The 18,891-nt window shown below is 68.9% G+C and carries 12 protein-coding genes; all 12 read right to left on the bottom strand.

Translation table 11 applies throughout. From position 1 onward, the window contains the following. Positions 1–5: 5 nt before the first annotated feature. Complete coding sequence (locus tag ASC92_RS29600; RefSeq protein WP_056514811.1) at positions 6–2,849, bottom strand: type VI secretion system Vgr family protein; 2,844 nt, start codon at positions 2,847–2,849, stop codon at positions 6–8. 341 nt (positions 2,850–3,190) lie between these two features. Beyond that, positions 3,191–5,971: a type VI secretion system ATPase TssH gene (tssH, locus tag ASC92_RS11230; protein ID WP_056514815.1), complete on the bottom strand. Its 2,781-nt coding sequence runs from the start codon at positions 5,969–5,971 to the stop codon at positions 3,191–3,193. Next, positions 5,968–7,032 (bottom strand): type VI secretion system baseplate subunit TssG, encoded by a 1,065-nt coding sequence (tssG, locus tag ASC92_RS11235; protein WP_235505792.1) that lies wholly within the window; start codon positions 7,030–7,032, stop codon positions 5,968–5,970. The genes tssH and tssG overlap by 4 nt, the downstream gene beginning before the upstream one ends. Next, positions 7,029–8,921 (bottom strand): type VI secretion system baseplate subunit TssF, encoded by a 1,893-nt coding sequence (gene tssF, locus ASC92_RS11240; protein ID WP_056514821.1) that lies wholly within the window; start codon positions 8,919–8,921, stop codon positions 7,029–7,031. Before tssF ends, tssG begins: the two co-directional genes overlap by 4 nt. 7 nt (positions 8,922–8,928) lie before the next feature. Continuing rightward, positions 8,929–9,444 (bottom strand): type VI secretion system baseplate subunit TssE, encoded by a 516-nt coding sequence (tssE, locus tag ASC92_RS11245; RefSeq protein WP_056514827.1) that lies wholly within the window; start codon positions 9,442–9,444, stop codon positions 8,929–8,931. Next, the gene (locus ASC92_RS11250) at positions 9,437–10,255 is read right to left on the bottom strand and encodes a type VI secretion system accessory protein TagJ (protein WP_056514831.1); all 819 of its coding nucleotides are present in this window, start codon (positions 10,253–10,255) and stop codon (positions 9,437–9,439) included. Before ASC92_RS11250 ends, tssE begins: the two co-directional genes overlap by 8 nt. 28 nt (positions 10,256–10,283) lie before the next feature. Then, positions 10,284–10,841 (bottom strand): type VI secretion system tube protein Hcp, encoded by a 558-nt coding sequence (locus tag ASC92_RS11255; protein ID WP_056514834.1) that lies wholly within the window; start codon positions 10,839–10,841, stop codon positions 10,284–10,286. A 54-nt stretch (positions 10,842–10,895) separates the two neighbouring features. Then, on the bottom strand, positions 10,896–12,869 hold the full coding sequence (locus ASC92_RS11260; protein WP_056516318.1) for a caspase family protein: 1,974 nt from the start codon (positions 12,867–12,869) through the stop codon (positions 10,896–10,898). Positions 12,870–13,024: 155 nt separating this feature from the next. Further along, on the bottom strand, positions 13,025–14,191 hold the full coding sequence (locus ASC92_RS11265) for a hypothetical protein (protein ID WP_056514837.1): 1,167 nt from the start codon (positions 14,189–14,191) through the stop codon (positions 13,025–13,027). 27 nt (positions 14,192–14,218) lie between these two features. Then, a complete protein-coding gene (locus ASC92_RS11270; RefSeq protein WP_056514841.1) occupies positions 14,219–14,968 on the bottom strand; it encodes a hypothetical protein in 750 nt (249 codons plus the stop codon). A 31-nt stretch (positions 14,969–14,999) separates the two neighbouring features. Then, a complete protein-coding gene (locus ASC92_RS11275) occupies positions 15,000–16,601 on the bottom strand; it encodes a murein transglycosylase A (RefSeq protein WP_056514844.1) in 1,602 nt (533 codons plus the stop codon). 55 nt (positions 16,602–16,656) lie between these two features. Then, complete coding sequence (locus ASC92_RS11280) at positions 16,657–18,558, bottom strand: serine/threonine-protein kinase (protein ID WP_056514847.1); 1,902 nt, start codon at positions 18,556–18,558, stop codon at positions 16,657–16,659. Positions 18,559–18,891: the final 333 nt, after the last annotated feature.

The following is an 18,891-nucleotide window of genomic DNA, read 5'->3' on the forward strand; positions in this document are numbered from 1 at the left end:
CCTCGCTATTCGGGCGCCGAGGGCAGCGCCTGGTTGCCGGCCGCGGCGGGGGCCGAGACCGGCATCGGCGGCGCCGGCACGGTGCTGCCGGGCGGTGCCGCGGGGCCCGACACGGCGTTGGCCGGCGCGCTCAGCGGGTTCCCGTCGGTCGTGAACGCCGCGGCGCGATCGGCGGGGTCCGAATGCAGCCTCATGTTGTCCGGGTCGTACCAGGCTCGGTCGCGCCGCGCATCGGTGATGGACTTGGCGGCCGACAGCCGCGCCGACAGGCTGCTGAGCCCGAGGGCTTGCGCCTGCGCCGCCGCCTCGTTCAATGCCTTCGAGGCGTTCTCGTACTGCTCGTAGGTCGCGTTGATGTCGACCACCGAGGACACGGCCGAGTAGGCCACCGCTCCGATCGCGGCTCCGATGGACGCGCCCATGGCAAACGCCCCGCCCGCGCCGCCGCCGGCACCTCCGCCCGGCATGATGACCTTCGTGGCCCGCTGCTCCACGTCCACCGGCGAGATGCTCAGGTCCACGCCCGCGAAGCCGAGCTTGAGGGCCGCCGCCGTCTCCATCTGCAAGGCCAGGCAGGAGGCCATGCTCAAGCCCATCATGGTGTCGATGGACAGCCCCATGAAGGTCGAGCGCGCCATTCCCATGTTGGCTTCGCTGTTCACGCCGATGTAGCCGCTGGAGTTGGGGCCGAGCACCGTGGTGTTGGAGCCGGCCGACGTGGCGTTGATGTTGCCCACGGCGATCAGGTTCAGGTCGGAGTTCGACACCGCCTTGATCGCATTGGAAAAGATGCTGTGGCTTCCGGCCGATGCGTCGGTGCGGTCGGCATTGGTGGTCATCTTCATCGCGCCGACCGAAGCCATCGCGACGCCGGCGCCCGATGTCAGGTTGACCGCCGCCACGGAGTTGATCGTGATCGACTGCGAAGTCTGCGAATAGGCGCCCACGCTCGTCAGCGCATACGTGGCATTGGTGTGCATCGACACCGCGCCGTTGACCACCGTGCTCTGCGTGCCCTTGGTGCCGATGGTCTGGTTGCCCAGCGTGGTGGTGAAGGTGTTGTCGTCGAACTTGTTGGTCTGCGCCTTCACCACGTGGTTCATCTGGGTCTTGAGGACCGTGTGGCTTTCCTTGCCCTCGACGGTGATGGTCCGGTCGTGCTGGACGGTCAGGCTCTGGTCGTTCTCCACCACGGTGCTCATGTTCTTCTCGGCGTGGATGTTCAGGGCCTCGCTGCCCTTCTTGTCCTCGAACATGATCTCGTTGTAGTTGTTCACGCCGCCGCCCGGCGTGGAGCGCGTCCTGAAGCCGCTCTGCGTGGGCGACTTGTACGGAATCGGCTGGTCGTCGTTGTAGACCCGCCCCACGATCACCGGGCGGTCGGGGTCGCCGTTGAGGAAGTCGACGATCACCTCCTGGCCGATGCGCGGCGCGAAGTAGCCGCCCCATCCCTTGCCAGCCCAGGGCTGCGACACGCGCACCCAGCAAGTCGACTTCTCGTTGCTCTCGTCGTAGCGGTCCCACGGAAAGTGCACCTTCACGCGGCCGTGATCGTCCACATGCAGCTCGTCGCCCTTGGGGCCGACCACGGTGGCAATCTGCGGGCCCGGCATGGTGACACGCGGCGTGAGGCGCGGCGTGCGGAACAACCGGTCCGCCGGGATCACGGTGAGCAGGAAGGCGCTGCTGCCGGTCTGCGCGGCATGGAGCGCGGGCGTGCCGGCGATCAGTTCCTCCAGCACCTGGAGCGTGTCGGCGTTGACGGCGTCGTCGCGCAGCACCTCGGCCAACGCGCTGCGCACCGGCTGTGCCACCGCGCCCGCGCTGACGCCTTCGTAGCCCCTGTGGCTGGCGACGAAGGTACAGGCCGCGATGATGTATTCGCCATTGCGCGTGCCGTCGGGATCACCCTCGAACTTGAAGCCCCGGCCAGCGGTAGCGTCGGGCCAGGGGGTGAGTGCCCAATGGCGATCCCGGCGCGCGTTGAGTTCGTCGCCGCGCAGCTTGGCGCGGTTCTCGGCGTCGTCGCCTGTGAAGTAGCCGCCGGGAAATTCGAAGATTTCCAGGCCCGCCAGTTCGTGCGGAGCCGAGGCGTCGATGTCCGAACCCAGCTTCTTCTTGATGGCCTTGAAGTCGCTGTCGCGCGAGGCGTGCTTGCCGGTGTCGAACTGGCGCCCGCTGACCCAGCGCGAGATTTCGTTGAAGCGCGCCTCGGCGGCGTTGGTGGCCATGTGGCGCAGCGTGTCGGCGGCGGGCAGCTTGTCGTGCGCCATGTCGCTGGCGTCCGACAGATGCATGGTGCCGGGCGCGTCGTGCGCGTCGAACCAGTAGTAGATGCCCTCGTCCTCCAGCAGGCGCGAGAGAAAGCTGTAGTCGCTTTCCTGGTGCTGCACGCAGTAGCGGCGCGGGTTGTGCGTACCGACGACGTTGTCGGCCTTGGTTTTCTTGAAGCGCCTGATGGGGCTGTCCTCGAACACCGCGTCGAGCACTTCGAGCACTTTCTTTTCCTGCAGGATGCGTGAATTGGCGCGCTTGGTAAGCAGCCAGAACCACGAACGCAGGGTGATGCGGTACTCGCAGTGCCGTCCCACGTGGCCCGCGCGCACGAAACGCATCGCATGGCCCTGGCAGTGGCGTTCGTGCGTTCCACCATCGGCGTCCTTGAATTCGATGACGACGTCGAAGGCATGGCCCAGGATGTCCTTGGCGTCGATGGCCCTGTTCGTCGAGATCACGGTGAGCTCGTAGGCCGACGGACGCGCCAGCGCCTCGTGGCCGGCGATGCGCCAGAACATCAGGTCGTCCTTGGCGGGTGAATCGCTTTCTATGCGGAACTCGTGGTCGGCCATTTTTCTTCTCAGGCTTTTAGGTGTTCTGGTTTGGGGCGCTTTTGTTTGGAGTGCTTTGTTCGGGGCGCGTGCACAGGCCACCGGGTACTCCCCTGCGCGAATGTCCCCCGCTTCGCTCCTCCTTTATTTCGCTGCGGGGAGCACCCGGTGCCCTGCGCACGAGGGCACGCTGCTGGTCCGCGGCCGATCGACAAGTGCTCTGAACGATCACGGCGATGCGGGGGCCTTTTTCGCGAAATAAAGGAGGAGCGAAGCGGGGGACATTCGCGAAAAAGGTCACCGCGTCGGCGGGATCAAACCCCGACCAACGCACAACGCAAACTGAAGAGCGGTCTTTCATTTCAGTCGAACGCATAGGTGAAATCGGCATCCTTCACGTCGAGTGCCACACGGCGGATCTCTCCACCGGAAGCCAGCCGCTGCAGGTACTCGACCGAGATCGTCGGCAGCACGGTGTTCGTCAAGATCGCATCGATCACACGCCCGCCCGACTCCGGGTCCTGGCAGCGCGCGACCACCTGCTCGACCACCGCCTCGCTGTACTCGAAGGGCACGCCGTGGTTGGTCTCCACGCGCTTCTTGATGCGGCCGAGCTGCAGCCGCACGATCTTCTTCATCATCTCGGGCGACAGCGGGTAGTAGGGAATGGTGACGATGCGGCCCAGCAGCGCGGGCGGGAACACCTTCATCAGTGGTGCCTTCAGCGCGTCGGCCAATGCGTTGGAATCGGGCAGCAGCTCGGGGTCGCGGCACATGCTCATCACGAGTTCGCTGCCGGCGTTGGTGGTCAGCAGGATGATCGTGTTCTTGAAGTCGATCATGCGGCCCTCGCCGTCTTCCATCCATCCCTTGTCGAACACCTGGAAGAAGATCTCGTGCACGTCGGGATGCGCCTTCTCCACTTCGTCGAGCAGCACCACGCTGTAGGGCCGGCGGCGCACCGCCTCGGTCAGGATGCCGCCCTCGCCGTAACCCACGTAGCCCGGCGGCGCGCCCTTGAGGGTGGAGACCGTGTGCGCCTCCTGGAACTCGCTCATGTTGATGGTGATGATGTTCTGCTCGCCGCCGTACAGCGCCTCGGCCAGCGCGAGCGCGGTCTCGGTCTTGCCGACGCCCGAAGTGCCGCAGAGCATGAACACGCCGATGGGCTTCTGCGGGTTGTCGAGCCGCGCGCGCGAGGTCTGGATGCGCCGCGCGATCATTTCCAGGCCGTGCTTCTGGCCGATGACGCGCTGGTTGAGCGTGTCGGCGAGCTTGAGCACCGCTTCGACTTCGTTCTTGACCATGCGGCCGACGGGAATGCCGGTCCAGTCGGCGACGACCGAGGCCACGGCCTGTTCGTCGACCGAAGGCAGGATCAGCGGTGACTCGCCCTGCACCGCATGGATCTTGGCCTGCAGCGTGTGCAGTTCTTCCAACAGCCCCGCCCTGTCTTCGCTCCCTCCCCCGCTGGGGGAGGGTTGGGGTGGGGGCACGACGGCGTGGACATCACTGCTGGCCCTTGATGCGCCGCTGCCCCCACCCCTGCCCTCCCCCGGAGGGAGAGGGAGCGATGCGGAGTCCACCGGCTTGTTTCCCGCCCGCAACTTCGCCCGTAACTCGAGCAACCGGTCGACCAGCCCCTTCTCTTCCTTCCACCGCGCATCGAGCCCTTCGAGCTGCGTCTTCGATTCGTCGAGCAGCGCAGACACCTGCGCCGCGCGCTTGGTCACATCGATGCCGATGGCCTCCTCGCGCCCGATGATTTCCTGCTCGACCGTGAGCCCCTCGATGCGGCGCATGCAGTCTTCCACCTCGGGCGGCGTCGCGTGCTGCGACACGGCCACGCGCGCGCAGGCTGTGTCGAGCAGGCTCACCGCCTTGTCCGGCAGCTGGCGCGCGGGAATGTAGCGGTGGCTCAGCTTCACCGCCGCCTCGATGGCCTCGTCGAGAAGCTGCACGCGGTGGTGCTTCTCGAGCACGCTGGCCACGCCACGCAGCATCAGGATCGCCTTGGTCTCGTCGGGCTCGGGCACCTGCACGACCTGGAAACGGCGGGTGAGCGCCGGGTCTTTCTCGATGTACTTCTTGTACTCGGCCCACGTCGTGGCGCCGATGGTGCGCAGGTTGCCGCGCGCGAGCGCCGGCTTCAGCAGATTGGCCGCGTCGCCGGTGCCGGCCGCGCCGCCCGCGCCCACCAGCGTGTGGATCTCGTCGATGAACAGGATGATGGGCGTGGGCGAGCTCTGCACCTCGTCGATCACCTGGCGCAGCCGCTGCTCGAACTCGCCCTTCATGCTGGCGCCGGCCTGCAGCAGGCCGATGTCGAGCGTGAGCAGCTTCACGTCCTTCAGCTGCGGCGGCACGTCGCCGCGCGCGAGGCGCTGCGCGAAGCCTTCGACCACGGCCGTCTTGCCGACGCCGGCCTCGCCCGTGAGCAGCGGGTTGTTCTGGCGGCGGCGCATGAGGATGTCGACGATCTGGCGGATCTCCTCGTCGCGGCCGGTGATCGGGTCCATCTCGCCCTTCTTGGCCTTCTCCGTGAGGTCGACCGCGAACTTCTTCAGCGCATCGCCCTTGCCCATCGCGGCCGGCGCCATCGCGCCCGAGTCTTCGCCCGGTGCGCCGCTGCCCATGCCGGTGCCGTCCTGCGCGCGCATCTGCGCCTCGGGCGAGGCGTCGCAGATCTTGGCGAAGTTGTCGGCCAGGTCCTCGACCTTCACCTTCTCGAACTGCTTCGAAAAGCCGAACAGCGGATTGCGCAGGCTCTGCGTCTTGAGCATGCCAATCAGGATGTAGCCGGTGCGCACCTGCGCCTCGCCGAACTGCAGCGTGGCGTAGGTCCAGGCGCGCTCGATGGCGTTCTCGATGTGCGGCGAAAAGTCGCTGATCGCGGTGGCGCCGCGCGGCAGGCGGTCGAGCGCGGCGGTCATGTCTTTCGCGATGACCGACACGTCGAGCCCGTAGTGCTGGATCACGCGGTGCAGGTCGGAGTCCTGCGCCTGCAGCAGCTGGGCGAACCAGTGCTCCAGCTCCACGTACGGATTGCCCCGCATCTTGCAGAACACGGTGGCGCCCTCGATGGCCTTGTAGGCCAGCGAATTGAGCTTGCCGAAAAGGGCGGTGCGGCTGATTTCACTCATGAGGGACTCCGTATCTCTTCTGAACGAATGAAGATGGGTTGATTGAAAGGCTGGCTGCCGATGCGCACGTCCGCCGCATCGCGCGAGCGTGTGCGCTGCCCGAGCCACGAGACCCAGCCCAGGCGCGGTCCGTTGCCCTTCGCATCGCCGAGGCGCGTGGGCGGCACCTGCGCCTTTTCGAGCACGAGTTCGGCGTCCCACTCCAGCTCGTCGCCCAGCAGCTGCTGCATCCAGCGCTGCAGCACGGGCCTTGCATTGCCGATCGGCAGGAACATGCGGTACTGATCGAGCGTGAGCGGCCCCAGGTGCAGGCGCACGCGGTGCTGGCGGTCCCAGGCGCGCGTGCCGAGCATGGCGCCCATGCCCATCGAGCGCGAACTCTCGCCCTGCCCCAGCCGCGTGAGTTCCGCGGACGGCAGGCTCATCCAGTGGCCGACCCAGCGCTCCAGCTTCACGGGCACGCCGAAGTAGCTGCACAGCACCGACTCCACGCTCTCCACGTTGTGCACGCGGCGCGCGAGCCAGCCCGAGAAATGAAGGCGTGCGTCGTCATGGATCTCGTCGCGGTCCACGCGGCCCGGCGTGCCGATGCCGACCAGCGCGCCGATCTGCAGGCGGAAGCGGTCCTCGCCTGGCCGGTCGAGCGCCACGGCCGGCCGCGACTGCGCCCACGCGCGGTAGAAGTGCAGCGAGAAGCGGTGCGAAAAGCTGTCGAGAAAAGCCAGCCACGTCGGGTCGCCGTGATTCAGGCTGCGTTCGCGGATGAAGTCGCTCAGGTGCACCGGCAGCGGCCCGTTGGGGCCGATGTAGCCGAAGAACTGCTGGCGCAGGCGCGGCGGCGAATGCGCGGTGGCGGGCTCGAAGCGGCTGAAGCTCGCGGGCGCGAACGACAGCGAAGGCTCCTGCCCCACGCGCACAGGCTCGGCGCTGGGCAGCAGGGCGCGGCCCCAGCGCGGCGTGGTCTTCGCGACCGACTCGAGCCGGCGCATCACGGCAAAGTAGTCGAAGGCCCACGGCTGCGCCGACCACTCGCGCAGTGCGGCATCGACCCGCGCATTCACAAAATCTGGCGCGTCCCGCACAGCGGCCTCCAGCGCATGGTCTCGCCCTTGCCCGCGATGCGCAGCACGGTCTCGACGAAATGATTGACCTCCACGTGGCGCGACAGGAAGCGCGCGAGCACGGCACCGAACAGGAACGCGCTGTGGCCGTGGAAGGCGTCCTTGTCGACTTCGAGCGTCACTTCGAGCCCGCGCCCGAAGGCGATCGGCCCCTTAAGCGGCAGCCTGCGCGCGACGGGCTTGCACTTCACCGACAGCAGCCCGCGCACCTGGCCCTGGCGCATCTCGTCGGCATGCACGGCATAGAGCATCAGCGTCTCGCGCAATGCGGCGGCGCCCTGCTCCGGCGTGCTGTCGGACAGCGACAGGTAGTTGAGCGCGAGGTGATCGACCACGCGCCACCCCAGCCCCTGGCTCACCACCGGCGACACCGGCCGCGACGGCCCGCGCACCATGCGCACGCGCTGCACGGGGAAGGAATCGACGCAGTCGAAGTCGTTCTCGCGGCCCAGCGGCATGAGCAGCGGCAGGTCGCGGTTGGTGCACAGCGCGGTCACCGCCAGCTGCCGCAGCGTGGCCGCATACGGCGCCTGCTGCGGATCGACGATCTGCATGTAGACCTCGGAGCCGATGTGGCTGCTGCGGTTGCCCTCGGTGCGCTGGCGCACCGACAGCATGCGCGGCTCGCGCGTGGTGGTGAAGTAGGCCGGGTGGCTCGTGCGGCTGCCGTGGAAGGCCGAGTAGAAGGGCCGGAACGGCTGCTCGACCGCCGCCGCATCGGCACCGGGCGCGCCATGGCCGATGACTTCGGTGACGGTGTGCACCTCGAAGTCCTGCGGCCGCGTGCGGTCGGGCACCAGGTGGAACTGGCTCACGCCCTCGGTCATGGCCACGCGGTCGAGCCGCTTGGTGAACAGGTTGACGGCGGGCACGCAGTGCAGCTGCACGTTCTCGGCACTCACGAGCTTTTCGAGCGCCGCGTCGCCGCGCGAGAACAGCAGCACGATCTCGACATCGGTCACCGGCATCGTGGCCAGCAGCGCCTCGAGCCCGCCGATGCGCACGAACTGGAAACGCTGCGCAAACGCGAAGTACTCCTGCAGCAGCCGAAAGCCCGAGAAGCCGGTGGCGGTGGCGGGCAGCAGCGCCTCGTCGTCCTCGAAGCCGACCGCGCCGATGGCGCTGGCGGGCAGGCTCTGCGCCGCGCCTTGCAAGGCACCGCTCGGTGCCAGCGGCCGCACCAGCACGCCGACGGGCTGGCCCAGCGCGCATTCGTGCAGCTGCCAGGCCACGTCTTCGGCGCCTCCGAAGTGCAGCACGAGGTCGTCGAGCGCGATCTGGCTGAAGTTCAGGCCGGCCGTGGCGCGCAGCGCGATGCGCAGGCCGCCGCGGATGGCGCGCGACTGCGGATGCGTGTTGAGCGGCAGGTCGGGGGCGTAGGTGAAGTACTGCGCGCGCTGCACCTCGATGGGCCACACGCGCAGCGCGCTGGCCGTGCGGAACTCGCAATGCGTGTTCTGCCCCACGGCCTGCCGCGCACGCAGGCCGCTGCCGCGCGGCAGGCTCGGGCCGGTCGCGAGGTTCGCGTCGTCGGGGTCGGGCACGAAGGACACGACCACCATCGCCGGCGTCGGCGCGAGGAAGTGCGGATAGACGATGTCGAGCAGGTGCCCTGTGAAGCGCGGGTACTCGGCGTCGAGCTTCAGGCCCACGCGCGCCGACAGGAACGCCGTGGCCTCGATGAGCCGCTCCACATACGGGTCGGCCACTTCCTGGCCCTCGATGCCCAGGCGGTGCGCGATCTTCGGGAACGCGCGCGCAAACTCGGCAGAGCTTTCGCGGAAGTAGCGCAGTTCCTGTTCGTACAGGCTCAGCAGCCGAGGGTCCATGTCGGACTTACCTTGGGTTTTGCGCCATGTCCACGATCTCTATGCGGCCCTCTTCAAGATCTACGCGGCTTCGCATCAGGAACTCGAGCGGTACCGGCTGCGCCCACAGCATGCCGCGGATCTGCAGGCCGATGCTGTTGTGGGAGTCCAGTGCCGGGCCTTCCATGACGAGTTCCACTTCGAGTGTGCGGGACAAAATGCGCGGCTCGAACTGCAGGATTGCGTTCTTCAAAGCCTGTTCCATGCTGACACGCTGCACCGACGAGGTGAACTGGCCAGACAGCATAGGCAATCCGTAGTTGATGACCGAGCGTGCGGCGTTCGGGTACTGCCTGTCGTCCATCGCAAGGCCGTAGCCGGTGGCGTTGAACAGCCAGCCGAGGTCGCGCAGCACGGCCTGGCGCAGCGCCTGCTTGGTCAGCGTGCGCTTCTCGTCGCTCTCGCGCTTCTCGTCGGGCGCGTTGTCGACGAGGCGGTCGAGCAGCGAAGGCTGCAGCCGCTCCTGCGCGGTGAGTTCAGCCACCGGCGCCGCTTTCGCCGCCCTCGGGCGTGAACAGGATCTCGCGCACGTCCATCAGCGCGTACTCGCCCGCGTCGCTGCCGAGCACGCGCTGGCCATGGCCGGCCCAGACCTCGGGGCGCAGCTCGCGCCACTCGGTCTTGCGCGCAAGAAGCAGCTCGCCGTCCTCGGTCTTCTCGGTGCCTTCGTAGCGCGTGGGAATCAGCGCGAGCGTTTCGCCGCCGTTCTCGAACTGCAGGTGGGCGGGCATCCACACGCAGTCGCGCAGGTCCTCGGGCGGCTCGATCTTGATGTGCGCGAGGCGCGCGTACGGAATCCAGTAGTACTTGCCGTTGACGAAGGCTTCGAGCACCGGCCCCAGGCGCATGTCGGCATCGGCGAGCCACTCGAAGGGCGTGCCGTCGATGGTGCCGCTGATGGCGGGCGCACCGTCGAAGGCGCGCTGGCGCAGGTCCTCGGCCAGCTCGCTTTCTCCGCGGCCCTGGCGCAGCAGCGACTCGATGAGCAGCGCCAGCCATTCGTCGGGCTGGCCGAAGATCATCGGCGTGCGCGTGCCGGCGAACACCTCGGCGCGCAGGCCCTCGCAGCGCACGGCCTCGCCATAGACCTGCTTCATGGGCACGGCGAGCGCGTCGAGTTCGGCCGCCACGCTGAGCTGATTCAGCGCGCGCTCCCATTGGCCGAGCACGCACAGCAGCTGCGCCATGAAGACACGGTGCTTGCTGTCTGCGGGCCTGGCGCGCACGTCGTCGCTCAGGGCCTTGAGGGCGGCGGCCGGGTCGGCGGCCTTGAGGAGTTCGGCGGCGGTCGTCATGGTGTGAGGCTCCTGGATGTGGCGGCGTTCAGGCGCGGGTGAACTGGCATTCGCGCACCGCGCCGCGCAGGCCGGTGGTCTTCTGCGGCGCCGACTTGACCTTCACCGTGCGGTAGCTGATGGAGACCAGCTCCGAGGGCACGCCCCAGTGGCCGCCGGAGTTGAGCACCAGCCGGCAGATGCGCGCGTTCTCCAGCACCAGCTCGAAGGTAGCCTGCGCATCGGGCGCGCGCTCGTCGCCGCCGGCCTTGAAGGCGCTGATGACGACCTTCAGGTCTTTCTCCTGCGTGCGCAGCAGGCTGGCGAGCGTGGCGGTGGCCGCGTCGCTGCGGCGCGCGACGATCAGGTTGTTGGGCACGACCTGGTTCTGGCTGGACGACTCGGGCACCTGCACCGACCAGTAGTAGCCGCCGATGTTCAGCCTCGCCTTGCCGTCGTCGAAGGAGCGGTCGAGTTCGGCTTCGACGGGCGCGCCCTTGTTCTCGATCAGCATGACAAGGTCGGTTTCCGCGGAGCCGGTGCCGATCAGGTCGTAGAACTGCCGGGCGTCTTCAGGGCTCCAGGAGCCGTCGTCGAGAAATGCCATATCACCTCCGAGGTGCGAAAGAAAAAGGATGAATCGAAATCGCATGCGCCGGCTTCATGGCCGGGCTCCGCTGTCTGTCACGCCGCTTCTGCGCAGCAGGGCCGCGAACACCTGCCGCTCGCCACTCTCGGCCGGCGGCTGGCCGCCGCGCACGCGCACTTCCGACACCTCGGCCTGCGCGTAGGCCACGCCGAACAGGCGCGGCGCGCTGTAGGGCGTGGCGGGCACGGCCATGACCAGCAGGCGCGCATCGCCGGCGGCGTCGAGCCAGGGCAGGTCGAAGCGCTTGACCGAGGGCTGCTCGGTCGTGCCGCGCTTGAAGCGGTTGGTTTCGCCGAGCTCGTCGGGGTAGACCGACTGCAGGTTGCCGCGCGCATCGATGCCGGCGATGACGAGGTCGAGCGAGCGGCCGCTGGTGTTGCGCACGGTCAGGCGCACGCGCTCCCCGGCGCGCAGCGAGGGCAGCATGGCTGCAGCCTGAACGACGGGCACGCTGCGCAGCAGCCGATCGGCGCTCCAGACTTCGAGCGTCGCATCGAAGCCGTCGAGCTGGCCGTCCTTGCCATAGGCCTGCAGCTGCGCGAGCCACTTGAGCTGCGCCAGGGCCTGCAGGCGGCGGCGCAGGGCAGCGGTGTCGGGCAGCACCACGGTGGAGACCGTCGCGCCGAACATCGGCGCGAGCAGCTCGAGGCGCTGTCCCGAGGAGCCGAGATCGGTCCAGCGCACGTCGGCGGTGGCTGCGTCGTCGGCCAGGCGGATCGCCGCCGGATAGTCGAGGCTGAGGCCGGTGGGCAAGGGCTTGTCGGCGCGCACGCGCAAGGCGGTGGCGGCCGGCTCGGTCATGGGCGTGACGCTCCAGAATGCGCTGCCCGACACGTCCTTCAACGCCGCGGGCACAGCGAGCCACGCGCCGCCGAGCTTGATCTGCGCCACCGTGGCCGGCGCGCTGCGCACGGCGCCGTCGTCGAGCGTCGCGATCACACGCAGCTCCTGCTGCTGCGCAAGGCCGTCGAGCAGGCCTGCCTTGATGGCCAGGCTGTCGCCGCTGCGCTGCGCGCGCCACACGGGGCGCGTGGACGCGGGCGCGCCGCTGTTGGCGAACAGCGGCGCATCGAGGTTGCCTTCGGCCACCGGCGACGGCAGCTCGCGCGTGGGAAAGCGCTGTGCGAGTTCGTCGATGACCGGCGGGTACAGCGCGAGCACGCCGTCGAACAGGTCGCGCCAGGTGGCGGGCTTGCGCGACAGCGCCTCGACCATGGCCCAGGTCAGCAGGCCCTGCGGCCGGGCGTTGCGCACCTTGCGGGGCAGGCGCAGCTCAGGCGTGATCTGGTGGCTCTCGGAGGCGAAGAAGGCGACGTAGCGGGCGCGCGGCACGGCTTCGGCCGGTGTGGGCGGCGTCAGGGGCCGCACCGGCGCTGCACCGCCAGTCAGTTGGGTTGCGCGCAGGCCGCGCCAGCGCACCTCGTCGTCGCTCGGGCCTTCGGCGGTGACGGGTGCATCGGCGGTGCCGCGCGTCATGGAGTTGGCAGAGCAGGTGTCGAACACCGAGGCGACGAACACGTTCTTCGCGAGGAAGGACTGGATCCATGCATCGAAGTCGGCGTCGCGCAGGTCACCCGTGAGCACGTTGTCGCTGCCCAGCGTGCCGCGCACGTCGCGCGCGAGGAAGTTCTCGGAGAGGCCATCGGGCTCCTGGTAGCGCTTGGCGATGTCGCGCAGCCGGGTGCCGTGGCCGGAGAAATACAGCAGCACGAAGTCGCCGCTTCTCGACTGCGCGAGCAGCTTGGCGAGTGCCTCGTGGATGGCCTGCGATTCGGGCAATGCGGCGCCATTCACGCCATCGGCGAGCATGGCGATGTCGGACGCCGCGAAGCCCTGCTTGAGCAGCGCATCGCGCATCAGCATCACGTCGTTGCGCGGCGCCTGCAGCCACAGCGCCTGCGGCTGGTTGGCGAGTTCGGAGACGCCGACGAGCAGCGCGCGCGGGGTGGCGAAAGCAAGGGTGCAGCAGGCGATCAGCCACAGCACGAGCAGCACCTGCAGAACGCGAAGTTGTGTTGCTCCTTCCCTCTTTGGGGGAGGGCTGGGATGGGGGCGGGCAGAGCGCCCATTGGATACGCCGCGTGCCCCCACCCCTGCCCTCCCCCGGAAGGGGAGGGAGAAAGAGAAATGCACGGCGCGGGTCATGGCCGTTGCCCCGTGGCCGGCCCGGCCGACTCGACCAGCGGCGAAGCCGCGAGCACCGCCAGCGCATCGACGGGCTCCGGCACCCGAAGGCGCCACGCGCCCTCGCCGCCCGGCCCGCCCACCACGTCGGCCGAGATCGACTGCAACAGCCGATCGGCCTCGTCCATGCGCACGCCGGATTTCCAGCGCACCACGAGGTCGGCCCGCGTTGGCGCAGGTGCGGCGGGGACGGCGCGGAATCGCACCTCGTCTTCCTCGGACGCATCGCGGCCGCCCAGCACCCCGACGTTCTGGATCACCACGAACAGCGCCAGCACCGCGAAGGCCGGGCGCGCCCAGCCTTCCGCGCCGAACCAGCGGCGGATGCTGCCCCACCAGCCGTCTTCCGGCCGGGACTGCGGTTGCGCACGCGAAGAGGAAGAAGAAGGCGAAGAAGCCGATGCATCGCCCTGCGGCCGCGCCAGCGCCGCCCCCAGCCGCAGGCCCGCGTCGCGGTACAGCGCCTGGTAGTCGGCCCGCGGGTCCTGCGGACCGAGCGGCGTGCCCGACAGCACCGAGAACACCCCGCCGACGCTGCGCAGCGCGATGCGCCCCGGTTCGGGCGCAATGGCCAGCGAGGCGTGCGCGGCCCACTCGTCATGCACTGCGCGGATCGCGGCGAGCCGCGTGGCCGACACCTCGCCCTGCACGCGCGCGCACAGCTGCGGGCTCGGCTCGAGCGTGAGCATGTTCCAGGCCTGGACCACGCCGAACATCGGCTCGAAGGGCTCGTCGTCGGGCTCCAGCAGCACGTCGAAGGCAGATGCCCAGTCGGCCTCGCCGGCGGCCATCCAGCCTTGCCAGAGTTCGCCGTGGATGCAGCGGTCGAGCAGCACGCCCAGCAGCCGCCCTTCATGCACCACGCTGATGAGGCGGCCCGGCGCCCAGCGGGCCGGGAAGGCTCGCTGGGCGACAGCCTCGCGGCGCCGGGCCAATTCGGTGAGGGGCAGCAGCAGGTCGGATGCGGCGGCTGCTGCAGCAAGGGGTTCGGCGCCCGTTCCGGTGGCCGTACCCGGCATGGCCACGGTGGCCGTGCCCGGCGGCGACACATCGTCAGGCACGGCCGCGCCCGTTTCGAACGCGTGGCGGATCACGCTGAGCGGGGGCCAGAGGTCGTGGGTCATGGCGTCTGTTCCTGAATGGCTATGTCTTCAGGCATAAGACGCTTCAGCACCGAGGATTTTGAAGACCTGCAGGATCGCGGCCATGTTGCCGGGCTCGATGGCGATGCCCAGCGTCTGCTGGAGCCAGCCGCCGAGCCGGGTCTTGGCGTAGTCCGCGGTCAGCCCCTCGCGCTTGTGCACGAGGCCCAGCCGCCCCGCACGGTAGTGGTACGACGCAATGGCATGGCGCGACGCGATGCCCGACAGTCCGCCCTCGGCCTCCTTGCCGAAGCCCTCGCACAGCAGCAGGCGCTCGGGCTCGGGCAGCCCGGCGATGAAGGCGCGCGCGGCAAGCTGCACGGCCTGCGCGCTCAGGCCATGTTCGGCCAGGCAACCGTCGAGGTCTTCGCCAGCGCCGATCTCGTCCTCGAGCTGCGCCTCTGTGATCTGGTCGCCGATGGACAGCTTGCGGCGAAACGAACTGGCGCGCGTGCAGTCGATCAGATAGCGGCGGAAGTACGCGCACAGCGCGAAAGCCGTGGACGGCGCGCTGTGGCCCGCGCGCTCGTCGGCCTCGTCGGGATCGGCATCGAGCCGCAGCACCTTCACGTAGATGAACTGCGCCACCAGCTCCTGCCGGCCCTCGCCCAGCACCTGCAGCTCGGGCGGATTGCAGGCCACCAGCGCATCGCCCACGATGCGGTACATGGCGCCCATGTCGTTCGGGGACAGCGTCTGCCGCCGCCGCCAGAGGCGGACGAGTTCAGCGCTTTCCGCGGACGAGAGGGTTTCCTGCATGAAGAATCAAGGCACGCGATCGATCGATCGATCAGTCGTCGACGCAGCTGCCTTCCGAAGGCACCAGGCATTGCGGCAAGTCGGCACCCACCGGCCCGCCGCGCGTGCGGATGGTCGACGACACCGCGGCCTGCGCCACCGCGAGGCCGCGCGGCAGAAGAATCCACAGCTGCCCGCGCTCCTTCATGCGGCGCGCGTTGGTCGCGGCCTGCTGGCCGTTGCCGAAGAAATAGTCGGCCCGCACCGCGCCGCGGATGGCGCCGCCGGTGTCCTGCGCGATGGTCAGGCGCTGCATCGGCGCGCCGCTGCCCGGCGTGCGCGTCGACACGAACACCGGGTAGCCCAGCGGCGTGCTGCGCGGATCGACCGCAATCGAGCGCCCCGCCGACAGCGGCACGCCGAAGGCGCCCACCGGCCCGCCCACTGGCGAGGCCGATTCCTTGAAGAACACATAGCTCGGGTCCTTGATGCCCGAGCCGCTCACCGCGCCGGCCGCGCGCCGCCCCGGCACAACGACCGGGCCGCTGGCCACCGGCCGCACGAGCGTGAAGCCGCGCGTGCGGATGGTGCCGCTGTCGACGGCGCCGACGTCGTCCTCATCGCCGTCGTCCAGCTGAAGTTCGATGGACGAGCCGCGCACCTTCACCGGGCTGCGCGGCTTGCCGTTGGAGGCCTGCGCCAGCGTCGGGCGGAAGGGCTGGCCGTTCTGCTCGGCGTAGGCGACGCGCACGATGTCGCCATTGGCCATCCTGATGCGGCCAGAGCCCTGGATCTGCATTTCGTACAGCGCGGTGGCACTGCTCACGAAGGCCAGCACCTTGGCGTTGGGTGCGCCCTTGGTCTCGATTTCTTCGCGCGTGTAGTACGGCAGCAGCTGCTTGCCCTCGACCCGCAGGCGCACCTTGCGGTCGAGGGTGTCGCGCGAAATGCCCGAGAGATCGAGCGCATAGAGGCCCGGCGCGCCCATGTCGCGCGTGCTGAGGCCGGTCTGCACCACCACGTTGCGACCATCGACCCGCGCCGCCACCGTGCCGTTGCCGGCGGGCAGCCTGCGCGCGTCGGCGAACAGCATGTCCTCGGGCTGGCCGTAGACGGGGTAGATGAAGGGTGCGCCGTACTGGCGGGCGCCGGCGATCTCGGGCTCGAAGTAGCCGGTGACCACGCCGTCGGGCCTGCGGTCGTCGTCGCGGATCTGGTAGGCCGAGAACTCGCCCTCGAAGAAGCCACGGATGGCGTTGTTGCTCTTGCCATCGACCTTCAGCGCGCGGGCGCACACATCCTTCCACTCCGCACCGCGCCCGGTCAGCACCTTGCAGCTGCCGAGAAAGGCGGGCCAGCTTTCGGAGAAGTCGTCGCGCGCCCAGCCCGGCACCGAGTCGAAGCCGACCGAGGTGTAGGTGGCGAGTTGCGTCGAGAAAGTGCGCGCCTGGCCGGCCACGCTGGTGCCAACAGGCGGCGGCGTGCGCGGGGCGGTCGTCGTGCTTGCCGTGTCAGTCGCGGCCGCACCGGTGTTCGTGGCGGCCGGCGGTGGTACGGCGCAGCCCGCCAGCGAGGCGATGGCGGCGGCAACGGCCCATCGGAGCGCGCAGGCGAGGCGCTCTTCGGGCTGCCAGTGCGGTTGTGAAGCGGTCATGAAAGTCTCCTTGTCCGGAAAGTGGCAGCCGAAGAGGCCAACGCCCTACAGACGATTACTTCTCGACGATTTTGAAATTCGCGACGCCATAGACGTCGTTGCACGGGGTGTTGGGCGCGCACACGGGCTTGCCCAGCAGCGGCGACGGACCGGTGCCGCGCGTGGCTTCGAGCGCGGCGAGCACCGGCAGCGGAAACACCGGGAACACGCCGTCGTTCTGCACGCCGGCGGCGCTGAAGTCGCGCTCGTGCTCGCTCACGAGCACCGCGAACCGGTCGGTGCCGGCCGGACCGCCCGCGTCCATCGGCCACGAGGCGCGCGGCAGCGCAAGCGAGCCGCCGGCGGTGATCTTGTTGTATTTGTCGAGCAGGTTCGGGAACAGCAGGAACATCTCGCCGCCGCTGGACAGCAGGAACACGTAGACGAAGCCTTCGCGCTTGCTGCGCACCTCGAAGGCCAGGCGGTCCTTGCCGATGGCGACCTCGGCCTTCTTCGGAGTGGCCGTCACGTCGAAGCCCGGGGCGGCACCGGCCGCAAGCGATTGCAGCGACTCGGCGGGCGTGCGCGGAGCCGGAGGAGGTGGCGGTGGTGGGGGCGCAGGAGGTGGTGCCTCTGCAACCTTCGTGTCGGTCGGCGGGGCCGGTGTGGTGGCGACGATCTGCTTGCCGCCGCTGTCTGCATCACCACCGGTGCGGCCCTGGAACCACCACCAGCTGCCACCGGCTGCGGCCGCGAGGAGCGCGACCGATGCGAGTGCGGCGACAGTCTTGTTGCCGCCCTTTCCGCCGCTGGCGGGAGCGGGCGCGGGCGAAGGCACCTTGCCGTTGCTGGTCTTGTTGCCGCTGGCAATGACCGTCGCCGCATCGGCATTCGTGGTGGCCCGCGCGCCCGATGGCGGCTGCGTGCGCGGCGTCGGCGCGATGCTGTGCCCCACTTCGAGATCGAGCGCGGCGCGCAGCTCGGCCATCGACTGCGGCCGCTGCTCGGGCCGCACGCCGAGGCCCGCATCGATGGCCTCCAGCAGCCGCGTGCTGTAGCGCTGGCGCAGGATCTCGTTGCCCGCGAGCGGCACGTAGCTGTCGGACAAGAGCCGCGCCACCGACGGCGGCGGCGCGCGACCGCACACGGCCACGTGCATCACGGCCGCGAGCGCGTAAACGTCGGTCCATGCACCCTGCGACATGTCGGGCATCTCGGCGTACTGCTCGATCGGCGCGTAGCCGGGCTTGAGGATGACGGTGATCGCCTGCGTCTTGTCGGTGATCACGCGGCGCGCGGCGCCGAAGTCGAGCACCACCGGGCGCCCGGACCCTTCGAGCAGGATGATGTTGTCGGGGGCGATGTCGCGGTGGTAGCAGTTCGCGCTGTGCATCACGGCCAGTGCCTGCGTGACGCCGTCCATGATGCGGATCAGCCATGCCTCGTCGACACCGGCGGGGATGGCCACCAGGGCCTCTCTCAGCGTGTCGCCCCGGTAGAAGGGCATGACCATGTAGGTGGTGCCCTTTTCCTGCCAGAAGCGGTAGACCTTGAGCAGCGACGGATGGTCGAACTGGGCCAGCAGGCGGGCTTCGTTGATGAAGCTGCGCATGCCGAGGTCGAAGGTTTCCCTGTGGCGCTCCGACAGGGGGACCACTGTGCCGTCCTGCTGTCTTGTCGATAGCGACGTTGGCAGGTACTCCTTGATGGCCACCACGCGTTCGAGGGTGTGGTCCCAGGCCTCGTAGACGACGCCGAAGCCGCCCTGGCCTATGACTCTGGTGACTTCGAATTCTGCGAGGCGGCTGCCTACGGGGAGGAGGCCGGCTTCGGTGCTGCCCGTGGCAGGGCTGGTGACGGGGATGTTCGTGGCTGCGCCGGCTGTGATGACGGTGGCTGATGTGTCGCCGGTGGTTGTCGGCTGGACAAGCTTGGGCACTACGCGAGTGCGGTCGTCTTCTGATGGAGAGTCGGTCATCGACTGGCTCCTGTTTTGACTGGGCTTTGAGTTTGCTTCCCGGGGCCGGGTCTCGGCCCGGCGGCCGACCTACTTTTCTTTGCTTCGCCAAAGAAACGTAGGCAAAAGAAAGGCGACCCTGCTGTCTGCGTCCCTGCGGTGCTCGCGGTTCGCGGGGTCTCGCCCAAACTCGCTTCGCTCAAACAAGGGCGGGCCCTGATCCGCGAACCGCAGCGCTCCTCGGCGCAGCCAGAAGGGATTGAAAAACCAAACGCGCCGTCGCTGCGCTCGGCGTGGGGCGGCTGCAGGCGCTGCGCGCCTGCAGCCGCATGGGGGTCGAGCGAAGCAAAGGCC

The sequence above is a fragment of the Variovorax sp. Root411 genome (assembly GCF_001425205.1).
Taxonomy (GTDB): domain Bacteria; phylum Pseudomonadota; class Gammaproteobacteria; order Burkholderiales; family Burkholderiaceae_C; genus Variovorax.

Coding starts and splice junctions, on each gene's coding strand:
- ASC92_RS11275 (WP_056514844.1), bottom strand. CDS start 16,601: ATGACCGCTTCACAACCGCACTGGCAGCCCGAAGAGCGCCTCGCCTGC.
- ASC92_RS29600 (WP_056514811.1), bottom strand. CDS start 2,849: ATGGCCGACCACGAGTTCCGCATAGAAAGCGATTCACCCGCCAAGGAC.
- ASC92_RS11255 (WP_056514834.1), bottom strand. CDS start 10,841: ATGGCATTTCTCGACGACGGCTCCTGGAGCCCTGAAGACGCCCGGCAG.
- tssH (WP_056514815.1), bottom strand. CDS start 5,971: ATGAGTGAAATCAGCCGCACCGCCCTTTTCGGCAAGCTCAATTCGCTG.
- ASC92_RS11280 (WP_056514847.1), bottom strand. CDS start 18,558: ATGACCGACTCTCCATCAGAAGACGACCGCACTCGCGTAGTGCCCAAG.
- ASC92_RS11250 (WP_056514831.1), bottom strand. CDS start 10,255: ATGACGACCGCCGCCGAACTCCTCAAGGCCGCCGACCCGGCCGCCGCC.
- tssF (WP_056514821.1), bottom strand. CDS start 8,921: ATGGACCCTCGGCTGCTGAGCCTGTACGAACAGGAACTGCGCTACTTC.
- ASC92_RS11270 (WP_056514841.1), bottom strand. CDS start 14,968: ATGCAGGAAACCCTCTCGTCCGCGGAAAGCGCTGAACTCGTCCGCCTC.
- ASC92_RS11265 (WP_056514837.1), bottom strand. CDS start 14,191: ATGACCCACGACCTCTGGCCCCCGCTCAGCGTGATCCGCCACGCGTTC.